A 25,229-nucleotide genomic window follows, 5' to 3' on the forward strand; every position below is an offset into this window, starting at 1 on the left:
CTGTCGCCCGCCTGTTGTCCGTGCGGGTTGTAGGGGATGCTGGGGGCATGAGCTGGGCTGTTTATGCGGTGCGCGGACCAGGGGGCGTACGTCGCCTCGACGACATGCCGGACGGCTACGAACCACCCTCGGTGGGATCGACGGCCGACGTGGTGGAAGTGGTCCGAGCGGTGGTGCCGGACGTTGACACGAGCAAGCCGTCCTGGCTGACGCTGCGCGGCCCGGAGTACGACGTCGAGATGACCATCGGCAAGGGAGTCGAGGTCCGCGACATCACCTTCTACCTGAACGACGGTCCCCGCTCGATCCCGGTCGTGATGGAGATCAGCCGCCGCCTCGGAGTCACGCCGTACGACACCGAGTCCGGCAACTTCCTCACCGAGGAGTCCCGCCCACCGGTCCCACCCCCGATGGAGCCCGACGAGATCAAGATGAACAAACCCAAGTGGTGGAAATTCGGCCGCAAGTAGTCAGGCTCGACGGGTCGCCACCAGGGTGGCGATCTTGTTGATCCGGTGTTCGGGGTTGCCGAGCGCGTCGTGCCAGTAGTTGCCGGCGGCGTGGTCCTCCGGGGTGGCGCAGGTGGAGATGGTCAGCATCGCCTGGGTCAGCGGTACGCCGGGATGCCCGGGGACAGGCGCATTCTGCTGGGCCTTCTCGGCGGGCTTGCGGAACGAGATCGTCATCGTCCGGGAGACGACATAGTCGTAGACGGTTCCGCCCGCGGTGATCAGCACGTGGTCGCCGTTCTTCAGCTCGGGAGCGCGTTCGAGCGGGCGGCCGTGGCTGACGCGGTGGCCGGTGATGATGAAGTTCCCGATCTCACCGGGTCCTACTCCACCGGCGCGGCCGCGGGGGCTTGCCGCGACACCGCGGTTTTGGATCACGGTCCCGGGCCGGTCGTCCGCCGTACCTGTGTAGGCCACCACCTGCAGTCCGCGCACTCCGATCGCCGGGATCGTCATGCTCACCGGACCGGACACCGGCCGCGGCGAGGTTGGCTTCGAGGGGCTGGGCGTCGACGGATCGACGATCGACGGCCTGGGGGTTGAGGTCGTCGGTGCAGGCGAAGGCGAGCTGGTTGGCGACGCATCGCTGCACCCGACCAGCCCAACGAACAGCACGACCACACCAACCAGCCTCACCCGACGACGGTAAGCCGCCGAACCGAAAGCTGCCCGAAAACGCTCAGTCCAGCACGGTGAGCGTCGCTGCCCCCACCCGAAGCATGCCCGACGTCAACGGCGTCGTCCGGATCCCGCCGTGCCCGCGCAGCGCCTTGAACGCCCCGGGCGCCAGCGCGACGTCCATCCACGCACACGGATTGGCCGGCCGATTCGCCTGAAACGTGATCGGTCCCGCGCCAGAGTCCACGCTGAACCGACGCCCAGCCACGCGAGACCCATCAGGCCCACGGTGAGCGGCCAACTCGTCGATCGGGAACCCCCGGAGCACGATGTTGCGGCGCATCAGCAGGGGATCGGGCACCACCGACAGGTCCAGATCACGAGCCAACTGATCAAGCGACGCAGCGTCCACGAAGGTGATCGCAGCGTTCCGGTGCACGGCCTGCCCGAAGTAGCGATCGCCAACGATCCCCAACCCGGCGCGAATCTCGATCTCCGCCCGCCCGACCGGCTCCGGATCCGCCCGCGGACCGTCCTGCGGCCGTCCCTCGAAGGCATGCACCTTCGAGACCATCAGCGCGACGATCTCGACCTCCACCGGACTACGGTACGACGTTCAGCCCCAAGTGAGCGGGTCGAGCAGGCGGAAGAACTCCACCCGCCGCGGATCCGGCTCCGCCAGAGCTCCAGGCCATCACAATCTGTCGGTCGGACGGGTGCCAGGCGTGGCGGCTGGGTTCGGTGGCGATTGTGATGGCCTGGGGATCGGCCCGGGCGGACCCCAGCCACTCATCAACGGGTGACCCGGCCCCTGCTGGGCAAGGTCGTGAGCGTGGACAGGTGCTCAACGGTCTGGTTTGTGAGTGGTGCCGGTCCGCTCGCCCACCAAGCGGCGTTCAGCTGCACACCCGGCCCGCGGAAACGACAGAAGAGCCGTGTAGCCGCTCGAGTTCAACCGGCTCGCAGAAATCACTCGGCGGCGCGTGCAACTCTCTCCCTCGCGTGACTCAGGATCGGACGGACAGGTCGCCCGACCACCAAATTGCCGTCAGCAACAAACCCTTCTTCGCGGCCGGTCAGGTCCTGGATCAACCGGTCCCGCCACACCTGCCGCAGCTCGGGCCGCTCGTGCACCAGGTTGTGCAGCTCCCCCGGATCCGCGACCAGGTCGAACAGTTGCTCAACACCCCGAGCCGATCCCCAGACGTACTTGACCTTCCCGTCCGTGACCCACTGCAACGACTGATCCCAGTACACGTGCTCACCGTGCAACCACTCACGAACCGGCTCCGCAGCACCACGCAGGTACGGCGCCAACGACGCCCCATCCACCGACTCCGGAATCGGCACCCCGGCCAGCTCGAGCAGCGTAGGCATCACGTCCCGCAACTCGACCACGTGATCCACGACCTCACCCCGCGAGGCCCCGGCAGAGGCTCGATCCGCCACGATGAACGGCACCCGCGCGGATCCCTCGTACGGCACCGACTTCCGGAACATCCGATGGTCGCCCATCATCTCGCCGTGGTCGGAGACGAACGCGAAGATCGTGTCGTCGAAGACCCCGAAGTCGGCCAGCGCCTCCCGGATCCGGTTGAGCTGCAGGTCGAGCTGCGCCATCAACCCGTAGTACCCGGCCCGGGCCCGATGCACGACGCGATCCGGCAGATCCCCGATCATCGCCTGGTAGTCCCCGTCCTGCCGGAACTCGTCCCAGTCGCTCTCCCAGTCCCCCAACACCCGCTCGTACGGCGGCAACGCGTCGTACCGGTCGAAGGCCCACGCCGGCGGATCGTACGGCGGATGCGGCCGATGAAACGACAAGTACAGAAAGAACGGCTTGGTCGGATCCCGCCGGTACAGCCACTCGATCGTCTGCGTCCCGACCCATTGCGTCGGATGCAACTCCTCGGCCTTGTCCCAGGGCCGCGCGACGACCGAGTTGCAGTTCACCCCATGATCGAAGTAGTCCGCGTCCGGCGAGACTCCAGGCTGCCGCCGCAACCACGGCACGTAGTCGTCGAAGAACCCGAACTGCTGGCGATGCGACCGCCGCGAGTGATGCAGAAACCCGTCATGCAGTACGACGTCGTCGAACCCGAGCCGCGCCCGCTCCGGCCAGACGTGCATCTTCCCGATCGCCTGCGTGTGATAGCCGGCCCGCTTGAACTCACCCTGGATCGTCACCGGATGCGCCGCCTCGAAGGGAACGCCGTCGGTGTACCCGACGCGTCCGTGCCGCTCCTGCGACTGCCCGGTGAACAACGCGACCCGCGCCGGCACACACGTCGGCGTCGCGGAGTACGCGCTGCTGAACCGCACCCCGGATCGCGCCAACTCGTCCAGATGCGGGGTCTCGACGTACGGATGGCCGGCGCACGACATCGCGTCGCCGCGCCACTCGTCGACACAGATCAGTACGACGTTGGGCTGCTTCATTCTGTGCTCTTCACTGGGAGGACGACTCCCGGACAATCAGCTGCCACGGGAAGTCGAAGACCTCACCGGGAGCGCCTTCGCGGTCTGTCAACCGCCCGACAATGATCCGCGCCAGCGCCTCGTTGAACCCGACCGGCCCGACGGTCGACAGCGACGGATCCAGATGCTCGCCCTCGGGCGTGTTACCGACCCCGACCACGGCGAGGTCTCGCGGTACGTCGATGCGCAGTCGATGCGCTGCCCGGACAGCGGCGATCGCGGCGAAGTCCGTCGTACAGTAAAGCGCGGTCGGGCGATTCGGCTTGCTCAGCAAGGCCATCGCGGCCCGGTAGGCGCCTTCTGGATGCTGCTCGAAGATCTCGACATCCTCCGGGCGGATCGGCTGACCGGCGGCGCGCAGCGAGTTCACATAGGCGTCGTACCGGGCGAAGCCGGAGGTCCGCGAGGTAAGCGCACCGACCCGGTCGTGATGCTCGAGCAGGTGCTCGACGGCGAGGTGACACCGCGGCTCGGCGCCGGAACGGATCACGTCGAAACCTCGCGGCTCCAACGTCTCGCTGAACGCGACGATCTGCACACCCTGAGCCGCAAACGCCTCGAGCTCGGCGATCTGCTCCGGATCCTTGCTGACGCTGTCGATGAAGATCACGTCGGGCGTACGGTTCGAGAGCACGGTCCGCCAGTCGCCGTCGGCAACGATCAGCGCGGTCTTGGCCAGCGGACTGACCGCCGTACTCACGGTCTCCGCCACCGCCTGCGACCACGGATCGGCCAGCACGCTCAGCGACAGCAGGACCAGGTCGGACTTGCCGGTGCGGATCGCGCGAGCCGCGTCGTTGCGGCGGTACCCGAGCCGCGACGCCACCTCGCGGACCCGGTCCGCGGTCGAGTCCTTGATCGTGTGACTGCGATGCCGCCCCGACAGCACGTAGGAGACGGTCGCGACCGAGACCCCCGCTTCCTTCGCCACCATCCGAAGGGTCGGACGGTCCTGCGTCTGGCCGGTCATGCCGTCGATTCTCTCAGATCACCCCTTGACGGCACCGGTGATGACGCCCTTGGTGAAGTGTCGCTGCAGGAACGGATACACCAGCGCGATCGGCACGAGTGCGACCACCACGACGGCCATCTGCAGCGACTGTGGTTGCGGCAGCGGTTCCACCCCGAGTTGGTCCGCCGACAACGACTTGCCCTGCAGGACGTAGGTCCGCAGGATCACCTGGACCGGCCACTTCGACGTGTCGTTCAGGTACAGCAGCGCGTTGAAGAACGCGTTCCAGAACCCGACCGCGTAGAACAGGCCGACGACCGCGATCACCGCCTTCGACAACGGCATCACGATCCGCCGCAGGATGGTGAGGTCGCTCGCACCGTCGATCCGCGCGCTCTCCAGCAACTCACCCGGCACATTCATGAAGAAGGTGCGCAGGACAACGAAGTTGAACGCGCCGAGTGCACCCGGCAGGATCAGCGACCACAGGCTGTCGAGCAGTCCGAGTTGCTTCACCACCAGGAACATCGGGATGATCCCCGGCGCGAACAGCAGCGTGAACAGGACCATCAACAACACCGGCCGACCGAACAGCACGGGTCGCGAGGTCGCATAGGCCAGCGCGATGGTGACGGCGAGGGCAATCGCCGTACCGACGATCGTGACGAAGACACTGACCAGGATCGCCCGGCCCATCAGCCCGCCGCTGAACAAGGTCAGGTACGCCTTCACGGTCGGATGCGACGGCCACAACACATACCCGCCCGCGTCGATGATGTCGCGATCGCTGGCCAGAGATGTCGAGATCACCACCAGGATCGGTACGACGATCACGAGCGCGAAGCCGCCGAGTACCAGAGCCTTGATCGCCTGATATCCAGGAGAAGGACGTTCTTTCCAGATAGGTCTCATGCGCCGCGCCTTTGGAAGATGCCCGGCTCACCGAGCCGATGTGCCAGCGAGTTCGCACCCCAGAGCAGCAAGGCCCCGACCACACCTTTGGCCAGTCCGGCCGCGGCGCCGCTGCTCCAGTCCCCGCCGACTACGCCTGCGTAGTAGGTGAAGGTGTCGAGTACTTCGGCCGCCCCCGGCCCGACCGAATCCCGCTGCAGGATGAACTGCTCGAACCCGACGCTGAGAATGTCGCCGATCCGCAGGATCAGCAGCAGCACGATGACGGTCCGCAGGGACGGCAACGTGATGTGCCAGAGCCTTCGCCAGCGGCCGGCGCCATCGGCCGCGGCCGCCTCGTACAGTGCGACATCCACGGTCGTCAGTGCGGCCAGGAAGATGATCATCGCCCAGCCCGCGTCCTTCCAGATCAGCTGGGCGACGACGAGCAGCGGGAAGGTGTCCGGGTTCGTCATGAACGGGATCGGGTCCATCCCCACATGCCTGAGCAGATTGTTGATGAACCCCGCACCGCCGAGCGACTGCTGGAAGAGCGTGACCACAAGCACCCAGGACAGGAAGTGCGGCAGGTAGGCGATCGTCTGGAACCACCGCCGGAACCTGTTGCTCACCAGCGAATCGACGATCAACGCCAGCCCGATCGGCACCGGGAAGAACAGCAGCAACTGCACGCCGGCCAGCACCAAGGTGTTGCGCAACGCGTCCCAGAAGTCCGGGTTGTCGTACAGGTTGACGAAGTTCTGCAGACCGTTCCACTCGCTGTGCATGATGCCGAGGTACGGCTGGAAGTCCTGGAACGCGACGACGTTCCCGATCACCGGGAGGTAGAAGAACACCAGCAGGAACACGACACCGGGGATCATCAGCAACACCATCTGCCAGTCCCGGCGCCACTTCGCCGCGAACGGCAGTCCGGTCTTGACGCGCTGGGGTGACGACGACTTCTTCAGCATCGATCAGGACCCGGTGACCGGGACACTCGACGGCAGCACCGCCGCGAATTCGGCGGCCATCTTGTCGCCGCCGCCGGACTTGAACCGCTTGAGTGCTTCGTCGTACGCCGAGATCTTCTGCCGGCCGGTGACGATGTCGACGATCGTGTCGCGGAAGGCCGCGGTCAGCTTGGGGCTGAGCTTGCTGCTGGTGTCGGAGTACGTGCCGGCGGTCGGGTTGCGCATCGCGTGTTCAAGCAGCTTCTGCTCGGTGGCGTAGATCTTGCGGGTGTCGTCCGGGTACGCCGGGTTGAAGATCACGCTCTCCGGCGCGTTCATGATCTGCAGGGCGCTGACCAGGCCGGGCGCCTGCTGGGTGCCGGCCTTGGTCAGTACCGGATTCTTCTGCGCGTCGAGCTGGTACTGCTGCCCTTCGACGCCGAAGTTCTTGACCAGGTACTCCTTCGTACCGAACGGCGCGGACAGGTAGTCCATCAACGCGAGCAGCTCGCGGATCCGGCCCTCGTCGGTCTTCTTGAACGGCGTGAAGCCGACCGTCCCGTAGCCCATGTCGTAGACCGGCTTCGCCTTGCCGTCATGGCCGAACGGGATCATCGTGTCGACAAACAGCGTCGGGTCCAGCGCCCGGAAGTCCGCGGTCGCGCGGGGCCCGACCACGACCTGCGCGGCGATCTGGCCGTTCACGGTCTTCGGGGTCGCGTCGGCCAGGTTGAGGTCGGGGTAGAAGACTTTCGCTGCCCAGAGCTTCGCGGCGTACTCGACCGCGGCCCGGTAGTTGTCGGTCTCGTACAGGTGGGTCAGCGAGCGGTCCTGGTTCACGCGCCACGAGTTCGGGGCACCGAACCATTCGCCGAACATGTGCAGCATATTGATGATCGCGGGCTCGAGCGCGTAGTTGGTGCCGCTCGTCAACTCCTTGCACTTGGCAAAGAACTCGTCGGCCGTCGAGCACTGCAGCCCGCCGACCTTCGCCCAGGTCTTCGGATTGCCCATCATCACCTGCCCGAACGGCGTGGACGGGATCGGCGCACCCCAGATCTTGCCGTTGACAACCGCCGTCCGCCACGAGGCCGGCTTGAGCGCCGCCAGGTTCGGATACTCCAGGACGGCGTCGCCCGACAGGTACTTGGTGAGGTCCTGGAACTTCGCCTCGAGCATCGGCCCGATATTCGGGATGCCCTGGTTCGGCGGCAGCCACATCAGGTCCGGGAGTGCGTCACTGGCCAGGTGCGTCGCGAACTTCTCCGGGTAGCCGGGATCGGTGCCGATGGTGAGCTTGAGCTCGGCGCCGAGCGCCTGGTTCAGCGACTGCCACATCGCGTTGCTGCCCATCGGCGGCGGCGGCGTCGCGAACGTCTCGGTCAGCGCGGTCACCGCGTTCTTCAGCGGCGGCCGCTGCACGCTCGCGATCGCGTCCGACGGGAACTTGAGGAACCCGGGCTCGAGCCCGGACTCCGCCCCTGGCAGGTCCGGGTGCAGGCCTCCGAAGGGTTTGTACGTCGGCAGAGTGAGGTCACTCGATGCCTTCGCGCCACCGTTCGCCGTACCACCGTCACCGCAGGCTGCCAGCGTGGGGCCGGCAATCACCGCGGCACCGGTCACCTGCAGGAATCGCCGCCGATTGATCATAGCTGCTCCAAGTCATGAACAAGTGCTCACTAACACACACTTAAACGTTAACCCGGACCGTAAACCTCGGCCGACCTCCGATGCAAGGCATCGCCCACATTTGCTGGTCGGGCGCACAAAAGACCGGCGGCCGCGGGCTCTCGAGGAACCCGCGGCCGCCGGCCGGTCTTACGTCAGTACGTCGTCAGCACCGCAGCACCAGGCTGGTGAGCGCGGTACAGGTCTTGCTCGCCGTGTCGTTGGCCGCGACCGGGTCGGACGGCGAACTCGCCGTCCGCTCGGCCGTCGCCAGCAACTGTCCGACGATCAGCAGACCGGCATCGGCCGCGAACGTCCGGGTCGTACTCGCGCCACTGGCCAGCGATGCGACATCACAGTTCACGTTCCGCGTCGACCCCACCCGCGCACACGTGCCCCCGGCGTACACGAGCTTGCTCGGGAACGTGCCGACCACCCGCACGCCGGTCGCGTCTTCCGGGCCGTTGTTCTTGATCGTCACCGTGTAGGAGATCCGCGAGCTCACACCGGGCCGCACCGACGCTGCCAGCGTCACCGCGATATCGGCCGGCGGCGCGGTGATGTCGAGAGTCGGTCCGTCGAACGTCTCGAACGAGTAGTTCTCACCGATGAACTGGTGCTGCAGCGTGATCGTCTGCGGCGTCGCGTCCGCCTTCACCCGGAAGGTGAAGACGACCGTCGCGGACCCACCCGGCGGAATGTCGCCGACGCCACCGCGGACGCTGATTCCCAAGGTGTCACACGCGAACGCGCCCGGGCACGACACCAGGTCGACGAGGTCCGGAAGCGACGTTTCCTTGGCGTACAGGCCGGCCTTGCCACCGATGATCGTGAAGTCGCGGTCGTTGTACACCGTCTGCGTGACGGTGAAGGTCTGACCGGCCGCGACCGATGTCGTACCGACCTCGATCGCGCTGCTCGGCGGCGCGGCGCTGGCGGTGAGCCCCGCCGCAACTACAGTCGCACCGGCAATCCCCGTTGCCAGCACAGCACGAAGTAACTTCCAGGCATGCATAGCAAGCCCCCCATTTTCCCCTTTTGAACCCCAGTACTGCCCCCACAGACCGCCGACGGCGGTTAGAGCAGTATGAAGGGATCTCCGGGCCCCGCACAACCATTCGACCGACTGGTATTCACCCCACGCCCGCCGTGTCAATGGTTGATCCGCCGCGGACCCGGCCTCCGCACAACTGTGTCCCCAACGGCAGTATTACCTGCTAGCGGGCAGGTCTGGGTTGGGCTTGTGGGGCATGCTCGACAGTGAGCCCAACCACGCGAAAGGACACAGAATGTCGGCCGAACCGCTGAGCAAGGTCCTGTACACCGCCGAGGCGACCGTGGAGGGCGGGCGAGCCGGTCACGGCCGCACCGCCGACGGCCATCTGGACGTCGATCTGTCCGTCCCCGCCGACATGGGCGGCGACAGCGGCCCCGGCACCAATCCCGAAGAGCTCTTCGCGGTCGGGTACGCCGCCTGCTTCCAGTCCGCCCTCCTCGGCATCGCCCAGGGCCGCAAACTCAACGCCACCGACTCCGTCATCAAGTCGCGCGTCGACATCGGCCCCACCGGCCACGGCGGCTTCGGCCTGGCCGTCACCCTCGACCTCCACGCCCCCAACCTCACCCCGGAGGAGGCCGCCGACCTGATGCTCCGAGCCGAACAACGCTGCCCCTACTCCAACGCCACCCGAGGCAACATCCCCCTCACCCTCACCGTAGACGGCACCCCCGTCGAACAATCTACGGCCGTGGCCTGACCCCGTACTTCTCGATCACGAACCGCCAGAACAACGGAACAGCCTCCGAGACCGGCCGCTCGACCACCTCGTCGTACCCGGTGGTGGCCAGATGCTCGATCCGAACCAGCCCCGCCTTGGCGGCCGGTCTCAGAGAACCAGGCGCCCGCACGTAGATCACCTCACGCACGCTTGAGGGCACCGGCCGCGGCACCACCACCAGATCGTGCATCGACGTACCAGCAGCCAGCTCCGCATCCGCTCCACACTCGAGGACGCTGTCGATCACGTCCACCAGATACTGGAAGCGCGGATACTTCGCCGCCATCCCACCCAGGAACTCTCTGATCTCGTCCCACGGCCGCTCACCGAACGACCGTTCCCACGCACCCTCGCCCCTGCCAATCCCCCACCTGGTCATACGACGAGTGTCGCGCACCCCTGTGACCCACGCCATGCAAATAGCTGAACGTGCCGGGGGCAACTTTTGCGTCGTTCGGTGTGGTCTGAGGGAAACGTTTCAGGTGGATCTCAACGGTCGGCGGGGGTGAACTTTCTCCGACGGTCAGGGTCCAATGGGCGTTGTCCGGATCCGGGCACTCTGGGGATGCGTGGAGGATGCAATGAATCGCGGGATGAGGCGATGGCCGGCTGCCGTCGGGGTGGTTGCTGTCGCGGTCGCAACGGTCGGGGTTGCGGCGGGATCAGGGGCTGAGGCAGCTCAGAACGACGTGACCACGAGTACATCGCAGCGCATCGGACCGAAGGATCGAGTGGTCACCTTGATCACCGGCGATCGGGTCGTCGTGGTCGGTGGGGATCTGGGTAAGGTCCGGGTCGAGCGTGGTGAGGGCCGCGGGCAAGTAACGTTCCAGCTCCTGCGATCGGGCGGCAAGCTCGTCGTACTGCCGTCCGACGTCAGCGCCGAGGTGGCATCCGGCAAGCTCGACCGGCGGCTGTTCGAGGTGTCCACCCTCCTGCAGTTCGGGTACGACGACGCTCACACCCAGTCGACCCCGTTGATCGTCACCTACACCGGCGAACGGTCGGCGGCGCGGGCACTGTCGTTGCAGGCGGCAACGATCCGGCAAGATCTGCCCGCGGTCAACGGCGCCGCACTGTCCGTACCGAAGAACACCGGTGCCCAGTTCCTCCAGCAGCTAGCACCGCAGGCCCGCTCGGCGAGCGCCGGCGCGATCGCGAAGATCTGGCTGGACGGCAAGCGGCAGATCGCGCTCGACCAGAGCGTCCCGCAGATCGGCGCGCCGACCGCATGGAAGGCCGGATTCACCGGCAAGGGCATCACTGTCGCCGTACTGGACACCGGGATCGACGCCACCCACCCGGACTTCAAGGGCAAGATCACCGCCGAGAAGAACTTCACCACCGACAACGCCGACGACAACATCGGCCACGGCACCCACGTCGCCTCGACGATCGCCGGTACGGCGGCCGCGTCCAAGGGCAAGTACAAGGGTGTGGCGCCGGACGCGAAACTGCTCGACGGCAAGGTCTGCGCCGGCGACGGCTGCGACGAATCCGCGATGCTGGCCGGGATGCAGTGGGCCGCCGTGGATCAGAAGGCGAAGATCATCAACCTGAGCATCGGCGGTCCGGACACCCCGCGCATCGACCCGCTCGAAGAGGCCGTGAACCGGCTCAGCGCCCAGACCGGCGCCCTGTTCGTGATCTGCGCCGGCAACGAAGGCGAGGACGGCGGACACGTCGACTCACCAGGCAGCGCGGACTCCGCATTGACCGTCGGCGCGGTGGACAAGAAGGACCAGTTCGCCCCGTTCTCGAACCCCGGCCCGCGGATCGGCGACGGCGCGATCAAGCCCGACGTGACCGCGCCCGGTGTGGCGATCGTCGCGGCGAAGTCCAACCACTCCACGATCGGCACACCCGTCGGCAAGTACTACCTCCAATTGGACGGTACGTCGATGGCCACGCCACACGTCGCCGGATCGGCCGCACTCCTGCTCCAGGAGCACCCGAGCTGGACAGCCGAGGACCTCAAGAGCGCACTGATGGGTACGGCGAAAGTCCTGCCGAAGCAGTCCGTGTTCCAGCAGGGCGCCGGCCGGATCGACGTCGCGAAGGCGATCGCCGACACGGTTGTCGCCGTACCAGGGAGTGTGTCGTTCGGCACGCAACTCTGGCCGCACACGACCGACAAGCCGGTGGTCAAGAACGTCGAGTACCGCAACCTCGGCACCAAGCCGGTCACGCTGACCCTGACGACCGCCGCCACCGGCCCGGACGGCAAGGCTGCGCCGACCGAAGTCTTGTCGGTCAGCCCGTCCACGCTGACGATTCCCGCCGGAGGGAAGGCCTCGGTCGCGGTCACCTCGGACACCCGGAAGGCTGCGGTCGGCATGTACACCGGCCAAGTCGTTGCCACTGGCACCGGTCAGCGCGTGGCTTCGCCGTTCCAGATCGGGAAGGAGCGCGAGAGCTACGACCTCGCACTCAAGCACCTGCTGCCGAACGGCAAGGCGACCGACCAGATCGTGAGTGGGATCATCAGCCTCGACAACGGGAGCATCTCCAACGTCGAGGTCGATGCCCAGGGCAACGGCAAGGTCCGGCTGCCGAAGGGCCGGTACGTCGTCGACGCGACCATCAACGGCGAGGCGGACACGCAGTACAACCTGGTCTGGCCGATGGTGAACCTGAACCACCCGGTCAACCTCGTCGCCGACGCGAAGCTGGCCCGTCCATTCGGCTTCAAACTGCCGGCGAAGGACGCGAAGCTGACCGAGCTGCAGGTCGGTTACTCGATGACCTCCCCGGCCGGTGTGTTCGAGAACCTCCACGCCACGGCCGATCTGAGCAAGCTGTACACCGCCACGCTCGGCGCACCGGCGCCAACGAAGGACTTCGTGGGATACACCTACTCGCGCTGGGGAAGGCCGGCCAAGAGCGCTCAATTCGTGGACTCGCCGTACAGCTACAACCTGATGCAGGGCGTCCGTGGCCGGTACGTCACCGGGTACAACCGGATCGTCAACCAGAGGTCGCTGGCAACCGTGACCACGCAGTACACGGCGGACCAGCCGGGCGGGATCGTGAGTGATCTGCGGCTCGGGAGCCTGCCAGGGACGCAGCAGCCGACGGAGCCGGAGGCATTCCTCTACCACCTGCCGGCGAAGGTCGTGCAGTACTTCGACCCCGGTACGCAATGGTCGGCGAACATCGACCGGGATCGGGTCGTCGCCGGTGCGCCGGACCCGCTGGTCACGTTGCTGTCGGAGACCATCTATCAGCGTGGCAAGAGCTACGTCGAGACGTGGGGCGGCGCGGTCGCGGCGCCCGCCCTCGACGGGCTGACGCGACGGACCGGGAACGAGATCGACACCAACCTCTCCCCGAACACGGACCGCGACGGACACGTCGGCATCGCAACAGCGTCGGGCGGCACGTCCACCACCAAGCTGTTCCGCAACGGCAAGCTGGTCGCTTCGGAGGACACCTATGGTCAGCTGACCGCCGAGGGCCAGCCGACGGGCAAGGCGTCGTACCGGCTCGAGTACGCCCAGAAGATTCCGGCGATGCAGCTGGCGACCCAGCTGAACTACGTCTGGACGTTCACCTCGGCTGGGACCGGGACGAAGACGGTGCCGCTGCCGCTGTGGGGCACGCAGTTCCGGCCAGGCGTCGACCTGAACAACTCGGTGCGGCGTACGGCGACGACGAGCCTGCCGTTCGTGGTCAAGTACCAGCCGAAGGCGCCGGTCGGCACGTTCAAGGCGGTCTCGGTGTGGGTGTCGGGCGACGGCGGCAAGACCTGGACAAAGGCGACCGTCGTGTCGAAGCGGCACGGGAACTACGTGGCGTCGTTCAAAACCCCGGCCACCGCGAAACTGATCGCCCTGAAGTCCGTCGTCACCGACAAGTCCGGCAACACCGCCACCCAAACAATCACCAACGCCTACCACATCCACTAACGCCGGTTTCGCGCACGGCGTGCAGCTCGACAGGACGTATACGTCCACTGCCGCCTGGTCCCGCGGTTCCGCCGGCTGGGGGCGGCAGGCTGTAGGCATGTACGTCCTGTCGAGCTGCACGTCCTGGGCCGGCGGCGGGCACAATGGGTTTGTGGGTGACCGGGTGCGGGTGGTGTTGGCGGAGGATATGCACCTGATTCGGGGGGCGTTGATCGCTTTGCTGGGGCTCGAGGGGGATCTGGAGCTCGTGGCGGATGTGTCTACCGGTGAGGCTGCGCTGGCTGTGGTGGTGCGGGAGCGGCCGGATGTCGCCGTACTGGATATTGCGATGCCTGGTGAGCTCGATGGGCTCGAGGTGGCTGGGCGGCTGGCTGTTCAGGTGCCGGAGTGCCGGGTGCTGATCTTGACCTCGCTCGGGCGGCCGGAGGCGCTCCGGACCGCACTCGATGCTGGGGTGACGGGGTTCATGCTCAAGGACGCGCCGCCGGAGCGGTTGGCGGACGGGATTCGCCGGGTGGCCGCGGGAGAGCTGGTGATCGATCCGGAGCTCGCGGCGACCGCGATCACTGGGCCGCGCAATCCGCTGACCGACCGCGAACTCGACGTACTGCGGCTTGCCGCCGACGGGGTCGAGCTAGCCGAGATCGCCGGTCGCCTCCACCTGAGTAAGGGGACCGTGCGGAACTACCTCGGCGCGGCCGTCACCAAGCTGGACGCCCGGAACCGGTTGGACGCCGTCCGCATCGCGACCGAGGCCGGCTGGCTGTAGCGCGACCAGCGAGTACCCGCCGTCAGGCGTCGGCCCGGTGACCAGCCGGCCGCCCGCAGCACCCATCCGCGCGGCGAGGTTGCCGGTCCCCTGACCTCCGGACGACGTCGCCGGCAAAGCCCGGTCGTTGACGACCCGGAGGACAGCCTCGGCCGATGTGGACGTCACCTCGATAGTGCAGTACGTCGCCTCGCTGTGGCGCAGCACGTTGGCAACAGCCTCACGCAGTACGACGGCGAACAGCTGATCGACAGCCGGCTCCAGCGGAGCGCTTTCGATCGTCACACCAACGCCAGCGACCGTGAGAATCGCCCGCGCCGATTCCAGCTCGTGGCGCAGCGACAACTCGGCCAGGTCGGCCTGCGGAATCCCCTTGAGGTCGGTCAGCGCGCGCCGCGCAAGCCGAGTGATATCGGCGAGTTCGCCCTCCGCCTGCTCTGGTACGCGGAGCGCAAGCTCGGCGCGAACGACGATAGCCATCAACCCCTGCCCAAGCAGATCATGAACCTCGCCGGTGATGCGTCGCCGCTCCCGGATCAGCGCGATATCGGCCAGCGCGAACCGCGTCTCCTCAGCCTCCGCGACGAGCTCGGTGTGCAGCGCGAGAGCCCACACCATCGCCGCGATCGCAATCACGTCGAACATCCCGGACAGCAGCTCGGGCACCGTTACACCGCGTGCGGCCACGCTACCCGCGACGATCAGTACGACGACGCCGCCAAGGGACCACGTGATCCACCGGCGTCCGCCGTACCGGAGTAGGAGAAGCGAGCCGAGCGGAAGCCCGATGAGTTGAGGCAGCGCGTGCAGCGGCATGACGAGCGTCAGCGCCGCGAGAGCGAGCTGGATGGGGACCGTGAGACCGGCGTACCGCGGTCGAGTGCCGAGGGGACGCGGCCAGGAGTGATGCAGCTGAAGCCCGACCACCGCGAGGGTCACCAGCGCGGCCCAAAGGCCCACGGGCGATCCGAGCAGCGGCCAGAGATGGAGTCCCGCAACGGCCAGGAATCCGGCATGTGCCGCGATCAGGATCGGGATGGACAGGCGGGGCGTCAGATCGTCCGGCCGGTACGACGGCGCCGGCTCCGCAACTGTCCGTCGAACCATCGCGGCGCCCGCACGAGCCCGCGCGAGGATCTCGGTCAGACGGCCCGCGGCGGCGAGACCGATGATCGCCGAGAGGGTGCTGCCGAGGGCGGTGTCGAGATCACGGCCGGCCCGTTCGCGTTCTGCGGCGACCGATCCGGTGGCGAGGTCGTTGCGCGCGGCATCGAGTACGACGCGCAGCTGGCCGAGCCGGGTCACGCCGTACAGGACCAAACCCTGGGCGAGCGCGTTGACCACGGCGTTGACACAGGTGAGTGGGCTGCTGGTGCTGCCGAGGCCGGCCGCTGCCAGGACAGCCGTGAAGAGCACCCAGCGCAGTGGCCCTCGAACAACCAGGAGGATGGTCGCGCCGATCAGACCGAGCCCGCCGGGGCCTGCCCAAGGTAGGAGAAGGGCTTGCGCAATCAGGATCCAGTCGTGGCGGCGAAGCAGTTGATGACGTTGCCATCGCGGCGGGAGGCTGTGCAGAAGCTGCAGCGCAGCCATGACCAGCAGAGCGACTGACGGGGTGCGGGCCGGATCGAAGGCGGCGCTGACGATGACAAGGAGCACCACCAGCACACGAAAACTCTACCGTGTCAAGGAAGATTGATGCCGAAGGCATGTGTATTTCTCAGCTCCGACCGGTGCGTACGGCACTGGTGACGCACCGGCGCGGTCCAGTTTCCTGGAAGCGTGAACCTGAGAAGATTGACCGCGACCCTGCTCGCGACCGGTGTGGCTGTCTCCGGCCTCTTTGTCGGCCCGACCCCGCGAGCCGAGGCCGCAACCGTCGACCCGCAAGGGCTGGTCGATCGGATTGTGCCTGCGCAGCTCGCCAAGGAGCACATTCCGGGCGCCGCGGTCGTGATCGTCTCGGGCGGCAGGACCGTCTTCGCGCGCGGGTACGGCGTCGCGGACGTCGACACCAGGCGACCGGTCGACGCGAACCGCACGCAGTTCTTCACCGGCTCGTTGGCGAAACTCTTCACCACCCAAGCCGTCCTGCAGCTGGTCAAGGCAGGCAAGCTCGACCTGCACACCGACGTGAACCAGTACCTGCACACCTTCAAGATCAAGGACACCTACCCCGGCCAACCGGTCACGCTCGACCAACTCCTCACCTACACAGCCGGATTCGACGACGACATCGTGGGACTCGGCGTCTCCACACCAGCCCAGGCAGGTGACCTCGCCCAGAGCCTGAAGGATCGTCAGCCGGCCCGGATTCGCCCGCCCGGCACAAAGGTTGCCTACAACAACTACGGTCTCGCCTTGGCCGGCTACCTGGTCGAACTCGCGTCCGGCCAGACATTCACGCAGTACGTCGAACAGCACGTCCTCAAACCCGCGGGGATGAACTCGAGCACCGTGGCCGAAACCTCCGGTCCCGAATTGGCTCACGGCTACCGCCCGTCCGGCAACGGCGAGGTCGCTGAGCATGGGCAGTACGGCCCATGGGCGCCGGCCGGCACCGGACCGGTCATCACGGCCGCGGATATGGGTCGCTACCTGCAGGCACAGCTCAGCGGCGATCCGATCGCTCAGCTCATGCAGGCTCAGCACTTCACCCAGGACAAACGGATCCCTGGGATGGGTTACGCATTCGAGGAGCGGCCGTACAACGGGCATCGGTTGGTTTTCAAGGACGGCGATGTCCCTGGGTTCCACGGCGTGATGGCACTGCTGCCCGAGCAGAAGTTCGGGATCTACGTTGTTTACAACGGCGATGGCCTCGACGGTACGGCGTCGTGGAGTGGCGTCGACCTGATCCACAAGGTGATCGATCAGTACTTCCCGGACACCCGGCCGGCGCCACGGGCGATCGGCGGCGACGTCTCGTCGTACGCCGGTACTTATCGTTCTGCTCGGGTCAGTCACAACAGCCTGCAGAAGGTGGCGGCGCTGTTCGCCACTCCGACGGTCGAAGCCGGGCCCGACGGAATTCTGACCACGACCGGATTGTCGATCGACCCGGCGCGCGCGACGCAGCATTGGGTGCAGGTCAGCCCGGGTCTGTTCCAGGAGAAGGACGGCCAGGATCGGATCGCCTTCGACGGCCACGGGACCTTGACCGACTCCGCGAACCCGTCCGAGGCGTTGGAGAAGCTCCCCTGGTACTCCCAGCCCTCGCTGCATCGGGGTCTGCTCGGTGTCGGAGCGCTGCTGCTGATCGCCGGATTCGTGGTGCTGTCCCTGGTTGCTCTGGTACAGACGTTGCGCCGTCGTCCTCGGCATCCGGCTGGAGCCCGCGTCGCTCGGCTGGCGCTCTGGCTGACCGGCCTGCTGACGACCGTCTTCCTGGCCGGAATCGCCGCCGCGATGGCTGATTCGGCTGCCGTGACTGAGCTCGTCACGCTGAATCCGACGTGTTTCGCCGTACTGCCATACGTCGGGACGGCCGCGCTGATCTGCTCGCTGGTCGCGCTGGCGATGATGGTCGCGGTGTGGTGGCGCGGCTGGTGGACGCGGACCGGGCGAGTGGCGTACACGCTGGTTGCACTGGCGGCGATCCCGTTCTTCAAGATCGCCATGGTCTACAACCTGGTCGCTCTCCCGTTGCCGACCAACTGATTTCGTCGAGGTGGTATCAAGGGGTCGTTCACGCCACTGCCTCTGGAGGCTCAGCTTGAGTAACGCCGACATCGTCATCGCTGCACTCCGCACCGGCTACGACCGGCTCGCGGCCCTGGTGACGGACTTCGACGACGAGGCCCTGGCGGGTCCGTCGGCAGCGACGGAATGGGACATCGCGCAGGTGCTCAGTCACCTCGGCAGCGGCGCGGAGATCATGACCAACACCCTCCAGCTCGCCCTGGACGACAAGCCGCCGGCAGACGGCGACTTCAACCAGAGCGTGTGGGCCCGCTGGAACGCGTCGTCCCGCCGGGATCAGGCCGCCGGCTTCCTGATCTGGAACGAGAAGCTCATCGCCCTGTTCGACTCGCTGAACAGTGATCAGCGTGCCAACCTCCGCATCGACCTCGGCTACCTCCCTGCCCCGGTCGACGTCGCGACCCTCGGTCGTACGCGTCTCAGCGAACTCACGTACCACTCCTGGGACGTCCGCAGCGCGTCCGACCCAGAGGCCACGCTCGATGCTGACGCCGTACCGCTGATGCTGCAGATGGTCGAGGCCACAGCCGACCTCAGCTGGATCACCAAGCCGGCTGAGCTGAACGGCGAGCAGGCTCAACTGACCGTCACCACGACCGACCCAGCTGCTGACTTCACTCTGCGGCTGGGCGACCCAGTCAGCCTCGACCCGGCCGTCACCGACAACCCTGACGGGACGCTGACCCTCCCTGCAGAAACCTGGCTACGCCTGACAGCCGGCCGCCTCAAGCCCACCGACACCGTCACCCTCACCGGCCCGGTCACCCTCGCCACCCTCCAAAACGTCTTCGCCGGCTACTGATCACAACGGCGCCCGCTGGCGTGTCAGGCCTCGGCGGGCGCCTCGATGAACGTGTAGAGCGCCTTGATCTTTCCGTCCGCGAAGATCGCGACGTCCATGCCGTTCAGGACCGCGGGGCCTCCGGCCGGACCGCTCTGCCAGCGCAGGCGGCCGAGGTCGTGAATCACCTCGGCGTGACCGACCAGGCTGAACGCGAAGTCCGGGGGGCTCGCCTCGAGGATGCGACCGACCTGCTCGGAGATGGCCGCCTGGCCGACCGTCTCACCCTCCGCGGCGTACATCGCGCAATCATCCGCATAGAGTTCGGCGACCGCCTGCCTGCGACGGTCGGCGTCCAGCTCGCCGAAGACTTCGGACACGTTTCGCTCCATGAGTTGCCCGAGCGTGGTCTGCAATGGTCACTCTTCTCGTTGCGTCGGACCGCCGCGCCGGGGGCGCTGCGGATGCGGATCAGAGACCAGCATGGTGCCGTCACCGCGTGATCGAATCCAAGAATTCCCTAGTCCGTGAGCCGGGACTGCCCCTCGGTTAAGGTGAGCTATGTTTCGGGCCGAGCTGAGCGGGAGCTCCTCGGCGGCCCGGTGGCCGGGCGGGCAGTTGGTCGGGCGGGGCCGAGAGCGGGCAGTGCTCGACCGCCTGCTGGACGCCGAGCACGGTGGTGTTCTGGTGCTGCGCGGGGAGCCTGGGGTCGGCAAGACCGCACTTCTGGGGTACGCGATCGAGGCACGGCAGGAATTTCGGATCACTCGGACACTCGGGGTCGAGCTCGAAATGGAGCTCGACTACGCGGCGGCCCAGCAGCTGTGCTCGCCGGTCCTTCACCTGAAGGCGACCCTTCCGTCGCCCCAGCGCGACGCGCTCGACGTAGCGTTCGGACTCCGCGGTGGACCTACTCCGAATCCGTTTCTGGTCGGACTGGCGGTCCTCGGCCTGCTGTCGGCGGCCGCGGAGGAGCGGCCGGTCCTCTGCGTCGTCGATGATGCGCAGTGGCTGGATCAGGCTTCGGCACAAGTGTTCGGTTTCGTGGCCCGCCGCGTCCTGGCCGAGAGGGTCGTGCTGGTCTTCGCGACCCGAGAGCCGGGTGACGCGCTGACCGGCTTGCCAGAGCTCCAGGTCGAGCCTTTGGGGCATCGTGATGCTCGTACTCTGCTCGAGTCGGTCCTGCCGGGTCCGCTGGATGAGCGGGTGCTCGAACGGATCATCGTAGAGACTCGCGGGAATCCACTCGCGCTGCTCGAGCTTCCCAGAGGCCTGACCCCGGCGCAGCTGGCCGGCGGGTTCGGTTTGCCCGCTATGGTCCCGTTGCCCGCCGGCATCGAGGCGAGTTTCACCGAACGCCTGGCGACACTCCCGATCGACGCGAGGCGCTTGTTGCTGGTGGCGGCCGCCGACCCGGTGGGCGATCCGGCGTTGCTGCGGCGGGCGGCCCGACAACTCGGCATCCCCGATCAGGCTGAGCGAGTCCTCGATTCGGAGGAGCTACTGGCCGCGGAACCACGCGTGGTGTTCCGCCATCCAATACTACGGTCGGCGGTGTACGGCGCCGCCGTACCTCAGGAGCGACGCGAGGCCCACCGCGCGCTCGCCGAGGCGACCGACCCGGACATCGACCGGGATCGTCATGCCTGGCACCGGGCGCACGCGGCGGCGATTCCCGACGAGAGTGTTGCCGCCGACCTGGAGTACTCCGCGACCCGGGCCCGAGCGCGGGGCGGGTTCGCGGCAGCCGCCGCGTTCCTCGAGCGCGCGGCTGCGCTGACCCCCGAGCCGTCGCGCCGCGCGCAACGCGCCCTGATCGCTGCGCAGCTGAAGTTCCAGTCCGGCGCTCTCGACGACGCGCTCGGTCTGCTCGGCACCGCGGAGAATGGCGTCCTCAATTCCCTGGAGCGGGCGCAGGTCGGCCTGCTGCGGGCCCAGATCGCGTTCGTCACAAGGCGCGGCAACGATGTGGCACCTCTACTCCTCGAGGCCGCCGATCGGTTCGCCGCCCTCGACCCCGCACTCGCACGGGAAACCTATTTGGAGGCGCTGGTCGCAGCGGGGTTCGCGGGCCGCCTCGCCGGCGCAGGTGGACACGCGCAAGACGTAGCGACACCTGCGAGGGCGGCCCTGCCTGCAGGGCAGGCGCCGAGCCGGATCGACCTGCTGCTCGGCGGGCTGACGATGCTTTTCAGCGACGGCTACGAGGCTGCGGTCCCGATCCTGCGGCAGGCCTTGAGAGCGTTCGCCACCGAGGTGCCGGCGGCCGAGGACCTGCGGTGGGGGTGGGCGGCGACGGTGGTGTCTGTGCATCTGTGGGACGACGAGCAGTGGGACACGCTCTCGGACCGGCCCGTTCGCCTGGCCCGTGAGACCGGGGCTCTCGCCGATCTCCAGCTCGCCCTCAGCCAGCGCATCTCCTTGCATCTCTTCACGGGAGAGCTGTCGACGGCCGCTTCGCTCGTCGAGGAACTCCAGGCCGCGACGGAAGCCACCGGCACCACCCTCGCTCCCTACGGCAGGCTGGGACTCCTTGCTCTGCGTGGTTGCGAGGTCGAGGCCACCTCGCTCATCGAGCGCAGTCGCTCCGAGCTGACGCAGCGCGGCGAAGGAGTCGGGGTTGCACTGCTCGACTGGGCCGAGGCAGTACTGTTCAACGGGCTCGGCCGCTATGAGGAGGCCCGAGCGTCCGCATCGCGAATCGCCGACCATCCACAGGACCTCGCTCCCTCCAACTGGCATCTGGCCGAGTTGATCGAGGCCGCCGTACGAGCCGGAACACCCGAGCTGGCCGCCGACGCGCACCATCGGCTCGTGGCCATGACCGAGGCCAGCGGCACGGACTGGGCGCTCGGGATCGCGGCGCGCTGCCAAGCGCTCCTTACCGACGGCAAGCATGCTGAAGCGTTCTACGTCGAGGCGATCCAACGACTCGGCAAGACCCGGATCGCGATCGAGCTCGCCCGTGCCCACCTTCTCTACGGCGAATGGTTGCGACGCGAACGCCGACGCCTCGATGCACGCAAGGAGTTGCGGGTAGCTCACGACCTCTTCTGCGGCTTCGGCATGGACGCGTTCGCCGGTCGCGCCCGGGCCGAGCTGGAGGCAACGGGCGGCCGTGCCCGCAAACGCAGCGCAGACACGCTCGCCGACCTAACCCCGCAAGAGGCTCAAATCGCTCGCCTGGCGGCGGCCGGAAGCACCAACCGCGAGATCGCCACCCAGCTCTTCATCAGCCCGAGCACCGTCGAGTACCACCTCCACAAAGCCTTCCGCAAACTCGAGGTGCGGTCCCGTACCCAGCTCGCCCACCACTTCCGCTAGTGCCGGGCGCGGGCGGCCTCGATGTCGGGGACGTGTTGTTCGGCCCAGCGTCGTACGGCGCGGAGCGGGACGAGCAGGGAGCGCCCTAGCGGGGTCAGGGCGTACTCGACATGCGGCGGGTTCTCGGCGTACTCGTGCCGACTGATCAAGCCGTCGACTTCGAGGGAGCGGAGGGTCTCGGTCAGGACCTTCGGGGTGATGCCCTGGATATGTGCTTTGAGTTCGGTGAAGCGGCGAGGCCCGTCGTCGAGGGCATTGACCACGAACACGGTCCATCGCGCGCCGATGCGGTGGAGCACGGTCCGGCTCGGACAGGTCGCCGCCATCACGTTGTACGCCTTGCCCATGGGTGCTCCCAGTTCCGTTGAAGATACCAGTATCAAATCCATACCGTGAGTCCCGATTCTACGAGAGGGAGTAACGACAATGGAACGGATCCTGGTCATCGGCGGCGCCCGGGCACTCGGGGCGGCGATCGCGCGGCGCGCGGTGAAGGACGGGTACGACGTGGTGATCGGCGCCCGCGACCTGGTTGCCGGCGAGGCGCTTGCGGCCGAGCTGGGCGCGACCGCTGTACGTATCGACCTGCAAGACGAGACGACGATGGCCGCTGCGGCCACTGAGCTCGCGGATGGCATCGACCACCTCGTGACCACCGGTTCGGCGCCGCACGACGTTCGGGCGGTCGAACTGGATCACGACAAGCTCATCACCGCATTCACGGCGAAGGTGATCGGCCCGATGCTGGTCGCCAAGCACTTCGCGCCGATCCTCCGCCCGACCGGTTCGATCGTGCTCTTCTCCGGGGTTGTCGGCTGGCGCCCCGGCCCTGGCTCGCTGGTCAAGGGCACCACCAACGGCGCCGTCGAGTACCTCGCTCGCCACCTGGCCGCAGACCTGGCCCCGATCCGGGTCAACGCCATCTCCCCCGGCATCATCGACTCCGGCGCCTGGGACCGTCTGGGCGACAACAAGGCCGCCTTGCTGACCAAGAGTGCCGCCGGCACCATGGTCGGCCGGTACGGCGAACCCGACGACATCACCGACGCCGTGATGTGGCTCCTCCAAGCCGGCTTCATCACGGCCGAAACCATCCACCTGGAAGGCGGCACCCGCCACAAAGCCTCCTAAGCACCTACAGTCCGGCTCTTCTGTCGTTTCCCGGGGGGCAGGTGCGCAGCTGATCGCCGCTTGGCGGGCGAGCGGACCGGCACCACTCACCAACCAGACCGTCGAGCGCCTGTCCACGCTCACAACCTCGCCCGGCAGCGGCCGGAGCACCGGTTGATGAGTGGCTGGGGTCCGCCCGCACCGATCTCCAGGCCATCACAATCGTCACCGAACTCAGCCGCCACGCCTGCCACCCAGCCGAAGGACAGATTGTGATGGCCTGGAGCTCCGCCTCGTCACGCCGCACCGTGACCCCGGCCGCCGCGTCAGGTCACCCTGACGCACCCCGAGGCGAACACCGACCACGACCCAAGAGCTTGTTCCCCATCAGCCGTGGATTGGCCTCCAGCCGAGTAGACCTCCACGGCCATGGGTTGGCCTGGGCCGAGTGGCGACCCCTCCGGCGCCACTCGACCCGGCCTAGTCCTCGCTGCCGTCCCCCGACATCGCAGCGGTGACTGGGCGACCGCGACCCGCCTCGGCCGACATGTCCTGGCCGTGGGACTCGCGGGAGTACAGATGGATCTCCAGGCCGTCCGGGTCGTGGAAGATGACGATCCAGCCGATCGTGGCCACCACGACCTGGTGTTCGATACCCAGCGCGGTCAGATGCTCCACCCAGGCGTCGACAGCCGCCTTGTCCCGAACGCCGAAGTTCACCGGGTCGAACCCGGAGAGCCCAGCGACGTCCGGCCGCTCCCGCAGCGCGAACCCCGCGCCGTCCAGACCGGCGGCGGAGTAGACCACCCCACGCACCACCCCGTCGTCGTCCGGGAACTCGAGCACCGGACTCAGGTCGAACAGTCGCTCGTACCACGCCCGGCTCGCACCCAGATCCCGTACCGGGAACTTCACCCCGAAGATTCCATCGAGCTCGGCTTTCATCCTGTCCCCCGACAACCGTAGAGTTGAACTGCGTACAATTAGTTTGAAGACGATTCCAGCCAAATGTCAAGAAGGTTGTCGCCGTGACCGAGAAGCGCCGCTACTCCAGCTCCCTGCGCAGCGAGCAGACCGCGCTCGCCCGGAGCCGGATCCTGTCCGCGGCAGCGGGTTTGTTCGTCGAGCGCGGCTACCTCGGTACGACGCTCGCCGCCATCGCCACCGAAGCGGGCGTCAGTGTGCAGACCGTGTACAACGTCATCGGCGGCAAACCCGCGCTGCTCAAGGCGGTCCACGACGTCCAGTTAGCCGGTGACGACGAGCCGATCGCGATGTTCCAGCGGCCGAAGTTCCAGGCGATGATCGCCGCCCCGACCGGCCGGGAATGCCTGGCCGCCTACGCCGCCCTGGCCCGCGACATCAGTGAGCGCAACATGGAACTGCTCCGGATGGCCAAGGCCCAGGCATCGACCGGCGACGCCGACCTGACGGATTATGTGACCACGGTCGAGGGCGAGCTGATGATCGGCTGCCAGAGCATCGGCCGGCACCTCGCGGACAAGTTCGGCCTGCGCCCCGGACTCGATCCACAAGGCGCCGCAGACATCCTCTGGTCGCTGCTGTCCGGCGATCTCGACCATCGCATGGTGGTGAATCGCGACTGGGGCTGGGACCGCTACGAGACCTGGCTCGCCCAGACCATAGCAGACCTCATCCTCGGCCCCGCCTAAACCGGCTCGGCGACAAGCATCGAGAACCGGTCGTTGTAACGGACAACCGACCGTGGAGCGACCGGCCACCAGTTCGACCCGATCCAGCAATCCCGCCGTAAGGAACGCCGAGAAG

At 67.2% G+C, this 25,229-nt stretch carries 22 protein-coding genes and 1 pseudogene; 10 read left to right on the forward strand and 13 right to left on the reverse strand.

Annotated elements, in window-relative coordinates; translation table 11 throughout:
* The first annotated feature begins 47 nt into the window (after positions 1-47).
* Positions 48-470, forward strand: a complete 423-nt coding sequence (locus ACWF4Z_RS12890; protein WP_452243179.1) for a hypothetical protein — start codon at positions 48-50, stop codon at positions 468-470.
* Here the strand turns inward: ACWF4Z_RS12890 and ACWF4Z_RS12895 are convergent, their stop codons facing one another.
* Entirely contained in the window at positions 471-965 is a 495-nt protein-coding gene (locus tag ACWF4Z_RS12895; protein WP_452243316.1) for a class E sortase, read from the reverse strand.
* Between ACWF4Z_RS12895 and ACWF4Z_RS12900 the strand changes: the two genes are divergently transcribed.
* The gene (locus ACWF4Z_RS12900) at positions 964-1,158 is read left to right on the forward strand and encodes a hypothetical protein (protein ID WP_452243180.1); all 195 of its coding nucleotides are present in this window, start codon (positions 964-966) and stop codon (positions 1,156-1,158) included. The genes ACWF4Z_RS12895 and ACWF4Z_RS12900 overlap by 2 nt on opposite strands.
* A gap of 30 nt (positions 1,159-1,188) precedes the next feature.
* Here the strand turns inward: ACWF4Z_RS12900 and ACWF4Z_RS12905 are convergent, their stop codons facing one another.
* The 7 genes from ACWF4Z_RS12905 to ACWF4Z_RS12935 form a co-directional block, all read right to left on the reverse strand.
* Positions 1,189-1,725, reverse strand: a complete 537-nt coding sequence (locus ACWF4Z_RS12905; RefSeq protein ID WP_452243181.1) for a molybdenum cofactor biosysynthesis protein — start codon at positions 1,723-1,725, stop codon at positions 1,189-1,191.
* Positions 1,726-2,096: 371 nt separating this feature from the next.
* A complete protein-coding gene (locus ACWF4Z_RS12910; RefSeq protein WP_452243182.1) occupies positions 2,097-3,566 on the reverse strand; it encodes an arylsulfatase in 1,470 nt (489 codons plus the stop codon).
* Between the two features lie 10 nt (positions 3,567-3,576).
* On the reverse strand, positions 3,577-4,575 hold the full coding sequence (locus ACWF4Z_RS12915; RefSeq protein WP_452243183.1) for a LacI family DNA-binding transcriptional regulator: 999 nt from the start codon (positions 4,573-4,575) through the stop codon (positions 3,577-3,579).
* A gap of 18 nt (positions 4,576-4,593) precedes the next feature.
* The gene (locus ACWF4Z_RS12920) at positions 4,594-5,469 is read right to left on the reverse strand and encodes a carbohydrate ABC transporter permease (RefSeq protein ID WP_452243184.1); all 876 of its coding nucleotides are present in this window, start codon (positions 5,467-5,469) and stop codon (positions 4,594-4,596) included.
* Positions 5,466-6,422, reverse strand: coding sequence for an ABC transporter permease (locus ACWF4Z_RS12925; RefSeq protein WP_452243185.1), 957 nt, complete (start codon positions 6,420-6,422; stop codon positions 5,466-5,468). Before ACWF4Z_RS12925 ends, ACWF4Z_RS12920 begins: the two co-directional genes overlap by 4 nt.
* A 3-nt stretch (positions 6,423-6,425) precedes the next feature.
* Positions 6,426-8,051, reverse strand: coding sequence for a sugar ABC transporter substrate-binding protein (locus ACWF4Z_RS12930; protein ID WP_452243186.1), 1,626 nt, complete (start codon positions 8,049-8,051; stop codon positions 6,426-6,428).
* Positions 8,052-8,235: 184 nt separating this feature from the next.
* A complete protein-coding gene (locus ACWF4Z_RS12935; protein ID WP_452243187.1) occupies positions 8,236-9,084 on the reverse strand; it encodes a hypothetical protein in 849 nt (282 codons plus the stop codon).
* Between the two features lie 274 nt (positions 9,085-9,358).
* On the opposite strand from ACWF4Z_RS12935, the gene ACWF4Z_RS12940 reads away from it, so the two are divergent.
* Positions 9,359-9,826: an organic hydroperoxide resistance protein gene (locus ACWF4Z_RS12940; protein WP_452243188.1), complete on the forward strand. Its 468-nt coding sequence runs from the start codon at positions 9,359-9,361 to the stop codon at positions 9,824-9,826.
* Here ACWF4Z_RS12940 and ACWF4Z_RS12945 read toward each other — a convergent pair.
* Positions 9,810-10,226: a hypothetical protein gene (locus ACWF4Z_RS12945; protein WP_452243189.1), complete on the reverse strand. Its 417-nt coding sequence runs from the start codon at positions 10,224-10,226 to the stop codon at positions 9,810-9,812. The two genes, ACWF4Z_RS12940 and ACWF4Z_RS12945, sit on opposite strands and share 17 nt — an antisense overlap.
* Before the next feature lie 214 nt (positions 10,227-10,440).
* Between ACWF4Z_RS12945 and ACWF4Z_RS12950 the strand changes: the two genes are divergently transcribed.
* On the forward strand, positions 10,441-13,755 hold the full coding sequence (locus tag ACWF4Z_RS12950) for a S8 family peptidase (protein ID WP_452243190.1): 3,315 nt from the start codon (positions 10,441-10,443) through the stop codon (positions 13,753-13,755).
* 97 nt (positions 13,756-13,852) lie between these two features.
* Complete coding sequence (locus ACWF4Z_RS12955; RefSeq protein ID WP_452243191.1) at positions 13,853-14,524, forward strand: response regulator transcription factor; 672 nt, start codon at positions 13,853-13,855, stop codon at positions 14,522-14,524.
* 384 nt (positions 14,525-14,908) lie between these two features.
* On the opposite strand, the pseudogene ACWF4Z_RS12960 reads toward ACWF4Z_RS12955, so the two are convergent.
* Positions 14,909-16,117, reverse strand: a pseudogene (locus tag ACWF4Z_RS12960) (histidine kinase); the annotation flags it as partial.
* 189 nt (positions 16,118-16,306) lie between these two features.
* Between ACWF4Z_RS12960 and ACWF4Z_RS12965 the strand changes: the two are divergent.
* Positions 16,307-18,184, forward strand: coding sequence for a serine hydrolase domain-containing protein (locus ACWF4Z_RS12965; RefSeq protein WP_452243192.1), 1,878 nt, complete (start codon positions 16,307-16,309; stop codon positions 18,182-18,184).
* A gap of 55 nt (positions 18,185-18,239) precedes the next feature.
* The gene (locus tag ACWF4Z_RS12970) at positions 18,240-19,028 is read left to right on the forward strand and encodes a maleylpyruvate isomerase family mycothiol-dependent enzyme (RefSeq protein ID WP_452243193.1); all 789 of its coding nucleotides are present in this window, start codon (positions 18,240-18,242) and stop codon (positions 19,026-19,028) included.
* Between the two features lie 23 nt (positions 19,029-19,051).
* Here ACWF4Z_RS12970 and ACWF4Z_RS12975 read toward each other — a convergent pair whose 3' ends face one another.
* Positions 19,052-19,387, reverse strand: coding sequence for a nuclear transport factor 2 family protein (locus tag ACWF4Z_RS12975; RefSeq protein WP_452243194.1), 336 nt, complete (start codon positions 19,385-19,387; stop codon positions 19,052-19,054).
* Between the two features lie 181 nt (positions 19,388-19,568).
* On the opposite strand from ACWF4Z_RS12975, the gene ACWF4Z_RS12980 reads away from it, so the two are divergent.
* Entirely contained in the window at positions 19,569-22,331 is a 2,763-nt protein-coding gene (locus ACWF4Z_RS12980) for a LuxR C-terminal-related transcriptional regulator (RefSeq protein WP_452243195.1), read from the forward strand.
* On the opposite strand, the gene ACWF4Z_RS12985 is transcribed toward ACWF4Z_RS12980, so the two are convergent.
* A complete protein-coding gene (locus tag ACWF4Z_RS12985) occupies positions 22,328-22,678 on the reverse strand; it encodes a winged helix-turn-helix transcriptional regulator (protein ID WP_452243196.1) in 351 nt (116 codons plus the stop codon). The two genes, ACWF4Z_RS12980 and ACWF4Z_RS12985, sit on opposite strands and share 4 nt — an antisense overlap.
* Before the next feature lie 79 nt (positions 22,679-22,757).
* On the opposite strand from ACWF4Z_RS12985, the gene ACWF4Z_RS12990 reads away from it, so the two are divergent.
* A complete protein-coding gene (locus ACWF4Z_RS12990; protein WP_452243197.1) occupies positions 22,758-23,462 on the forward strand; it encodes an SDR family NAD(P)-dependent oxidoreductase in 705 nt (234 codons plus the stop codon).
* A gap of 459 nt (positions 23,463-23,921) precedes the next feature.
* Here the strand turns inward: ACWF4Z_RS12990 and ACWF4Z_RS12995 are convergent, their stop codons facing one another.
* A complete protein-coding gene (locus ACWF4Z_RS12995) occupies positions 23,922-24,386 on the reverse strand; it encodes a VOC family protein (RefSeq protein ID WP_452243198.1) in 465 nt (154 codons plus the stop codon).
* Positions 24,387-24,469: 83 nt separating this feature from the next.
* Between ACWF4Z_RS12995 and ACWF4Z_RS13000 the strand changes: the two genes are divergently transcribed.
* Positions 24,470-25,114, forward strand: a complete 645-nt coding sequence (locus tag ACWF4Z_RS13000) for a TetR/AcrR family transcriptional regulator (RefSeq protein ID WP_452243199.1) — start codon at positions 24,470-24,472, stop codon at positions 25,112-25,114.
* The last annotated feature ends 115 nt before the right edge of the window (positions 25,115-25,229 follow it).

The sequence above is a fragment of the Kribbella sp. NPDC055071 genome, from assembly GCF_053608045.1.

What these genes read in the sequence shown, in the direction of transcription:
- ACWF4Z_RS12890 (WP_452243179.1), top strand. Translation starts at nt 48, where the DNA reads ATGAGCTGGGCTGTTTATGCGGTGCGCGGACCAGGGGGCGTACGTCGC.
- ACWF4Z_RS12900 (WP_452243180.1), top strand. Translation starts at nt 964, where the DNA reads ATGCTCACCGGACCGGACACCGGCCGCGGCGAGGTTGGCTTCGAGGGG.
- ACWF4Z_RS12895 (WP_452243316.1), bottom strand. Translation starts at nt 965, where the DNA reads ATGACGATCCCGGCGATCGGAGTGCGCGGACTGCAGGTGGTGGCCTAC.
- ACWF4Z_RS12910 (WP_452243182.1), bottom strand. Translation starts at nt 3,566, where the DNA reads ATGAAGCAGCCCAACGTCGTACTGATCTGTGTCGACGAGTGGCGCGGC.
- ACWF4Z_RS12915 (WP_452243183.1), bottom strand. Translation starts at nt 4,575, where the DNA reads ATGACCGGCCAGACGCAGGACCGTCCGACCCTTCGGATGGTGGCGAAG.
- ACWF4Z_RS12920 (WP_452243184.1), bottom strand. Translation starts at nt 5,469, where the DNA reads ATGAGACCTATCTGGAAAGAACGTCCTTCTCCTGGATATCAGGCGATC.
- ACWF4Z_RS12925 (WP_452243185.1), bottom strand. Translation starts at nt 6,422, where the DNA reads ATGCTGAAGAAGTCGTCGTCACCCCAGCGCGTCAAGACCGGACTGCCG.
- ACWF4Z_RS12930 (WP_452243186.1), bottom strand. Translation starts at nt 8,051, where the DNA reads ATGATCAATCGGCGGCGATTCCTGCAGGTGACCGGTGCCGCGGTGATT.
- ACWF4Z_RS12935 (WP_452243187.1), bottom strand. Translation starts at nt 9,084, where the DNA reads ATGCATGCCTGGAAGTTACTTCGTGCTGTGCTGGCAACGGGGATTGCC.
- ACWF4Z_RS12940 (WP_452243188.1), top strand. Translation starts at nt 9,359, where the DNA reads ATGTCGGCCGAACCGCTGAGCAAGGTCCTGTACACCGCCGAGGCGACC.
- ACWF4Z_RS12945 (WP_452243189.1), bottom strand. Translation starts at nt 10,226, where the DNA reads ATGACCAGGTGGGGGATTGGCAGGGGCGAGGGTGCGTGGGAACGGTCG.
- ACWF4Z_RS12950 (WP_452243190.1), top strand. Translation starts at nt 10,441, where the DNA reads ATGAGGCGATGGCCGGCTGCCGTCGGGGTGGTTGCTGTCGCGGTCGCA.
- ACWF4Z_RS12955 (WP_452243191.1), top strand. Translation starts at nt 13,853, where the DNA reads ATGTACGTCCTGTCGAGCTGCACGTCCTGGGCCGGCGGCGGGCACAAT.
- ACWF4Z_RS12980 (WP_452243195.1), top strand. Translation starts at nt 19,569, where the DNA reads ATGTTTCGGGCCGAGCTGAGCGGGAGCTCCTCGGCGGCCCGGTGGCCG.
- ACWF4Z_RS12985 (WP_452243196.1), bottom strand. Translation starts at nt 22,678, where the DNA reads ATGGGCAAGGCGTACAACGTGATGGCGGCGACCTGTCCGAGCCGGACC.
- ACWF4Z_RS12990 (WP_452243197.1), top strand. Translation starts at nt 22,758, where the DNA reads ATGGAACGGATCCTGGTCATCGGCGGCGCCCGGGCACTCGGGGCGGCG.
- ACWF4Z_RS12995 (WP_452243198.1), bottom strand. Translation starts at nt 24,386, where the DNA reads ATGAAAGCCGAGCTCGATGGAATCTTCGGGGTGAAGTTCCCGGTACGG.